Origin of the sequence: Thiorhodococcus drewsii AZ1, from assembly GCF_000224065.1 — a bacterium.
Taxonomy (GTDB): Bacteria; Pseudomonadota; Gammaproteobacteria; order Chromatiales; family Chromatiaceae; genus Imhoffiella; species Imhoffiella drewsii.
Window position 1 is genome coordinate 1 of sequence record NZ_AFWT01000108.1, and the last position, 1523, is coordinate 1523.

The 1523-nt window shown below is 52.6% G+C and carries 5 protein-coding genes and 1 pseudogene; all 6 read right to left on the bottom strand.

Going from position 1 to position 1523, the window contains the following annotated elements; genetic code table 11:
• Positions 1-83, bottom strand: a pseudogene (locus tag THIDRDRAFT_RS27465) (light-harvesting antenna LH1, alpha subunit); the annotation flags it as partial.
• A gap of 18 nt (positions 84-101) precedes the next feature.
• Positions 102-245, bottom strand: a complete 144-nt coding sequence (gene pufB / locus THIDRDRAFT_RS23180; protein WP_007042216.1) for a light-harvesting antenna LH1, beta subunit — start codon at positions 243-245, stop codon at positions 102-104.
• A gap of 516 nt (positions 246-761) precedes the next feature.
• Complete coding sequence (pufA, locus tag THIDRDRAFT_RS25230; protein WP_007043385.1) at positions 762-923, bottom strand: light-harvesting antenna LH1, alpha subunit; 162 nt, start codon at positions 921-923, stop codon at positions 762-764.
• A 43-nt stretch (positions 924-966) separates the two neighbouring features.
• Positions 967-1107 (bottom strand): light-harvesting antenna LH1, beta subunit, encoded by a 141-nt coding sequence (pufB, locus tag THIDRDRAFT_RS23185; RefSeq protein WP_007043386.1) that lies wholly within the window; start codon positions 1105-1107, stop codon positions 967-969.
• A gap of 94 nt (positions 1108-1201) precedes the next feature.
• Positions 1202-1399, bottom strand: coding sequence for a light-harvesting antenna LH1, alpha subunit (gene pufA, locus THIDRDRAFT_RS23190; RefSeq protein ID WP_007043387.1), 198 nt, complete (start codon positions 1397-1399; stop codon positions 1202-1204).
• A gap of 18 nt (positions 1400-1417) precedes the next feature.
• Positions 1418-1523 (bottom strand): light-harvesting protein (locus THIDRDRAFT_RS23195; protein WP_007043388.1); only part of this gene is annotated, 106 nt, incomplete at its 5' end.

The window sequence follows — 1523 nt, forward strand, 5'->3', positions numbered from 1 at the left end:
GTAGGAATCAGCCAGGTCGCAGGATTGACGACGAGCCAGATTTTGTAATCGTTTTCGAGCGGCTTGTAACCCATGAATTGCATTGTCATATCCTCTCTAAATTACCACCAAGGATTGGCGGCGATAACGAACAGGTGAGCCAGAGCCGCCAGACCGACGAATGCGGTGTAGGTCACTTTGAACTGCTCGTGGAATTCTTTTGCCTGCTGCTCGGTCAGACCGGACAGACTCTTCATATCAGCCATGATAGGCCTCCATTAGGATAAAACCGATTCACGTTGCTCGGCAGCGCAGGCAGTGTGCTTGCCGATCTCAAAACGTTCAGGATCTTCAGTAGATCCACAGGTGTCATCTTAGCTTGACACGGGCGTATGTCAAGCCTCTTAGACACAGAAGTCATAGATAGAGATCAAGACTCTCAAGCAACCATAGCCACAGCAACTGGGGCGCATGCATCGCTCGCGACCTGCCCTTCGGCAGCCACAGAGATCAATGCAACGCATAGCGCATCGAGAAACGAAAGAACAATCTGACAAAACACATTGACATCTGAGCGATGCACGCCACGAACGCGTGGAGACAAAACACAAACACCTAAAGATTAGGTAAAAAAGAGGGTACAGCGGGGAAAAGAGAAGGGAGAAAACGGGGGATGGGAATCGAACGCGGATGAAAGCAGATTTCAAACGCTATTTAGGGCGCACCAAGGGTGCGCCCAAGGCCACAGCGGCCAAAGAGACCGCTGCCGAGCCGAATACGACTTAAGCGCTCCAGCCCAAGCCGACAGCGAACACAACCCAGTGCACAGCAATGGCAATAGCCAGAACGGTGAAAAGGATCGGCATCAGCCAGGTAGCAGGATTGACAACCAGCCAGATCTTCCAATCGTCTTCGGGATTTTTCGGCTTTGCGACGTCGCTCATTTCTTTCACCTCTAAATTAAGAGAAAATTAAGACCAGCAGGTCTTACCACCAAGGATTGGCGGCAATGACGAACAGGTGAGCCAGAGCAGCCAGACCGACGAATGCGGTGTAGGTGACCTTGAACTGCTCGTGGAATTCTTTCGCTTGCTGATCGGTGAGACCCGACAGGGATTGCTCGGCCATTGGTATACCTCCTAAAAGGATTTTCGACTAGACCACCGCCACAACAGTGGACGATGATTTAAACGCGACGCCTTGGCGCCACGCAGAGACGATCTTACTCGGCCGGAGCAGCCTCAACAGCTGCCGGCGCCGGCGCATGCCAGCCCTGACCGTCGAGCGAGAACGCAACGACGTGAACCAGGATCGCCAGAGCACCAACAGCGATCAGGGTAGGAATCAGCCAGGTCGCAGGATTGACGACGAGCCAGATTTTGTAATCGTTTTCGAGCGGCTTGTAACCCATGAATTGCATTGTCATATCCTCTCTAAATTACCACCAAGGATTGGCGGCGATAACGAACAGGTGAGCCAGAGCCGCCAGACCGACGAATGCGGTGTAGGTCACTTTGAACTGCTCGTGGAATTCTTTTGCCTGC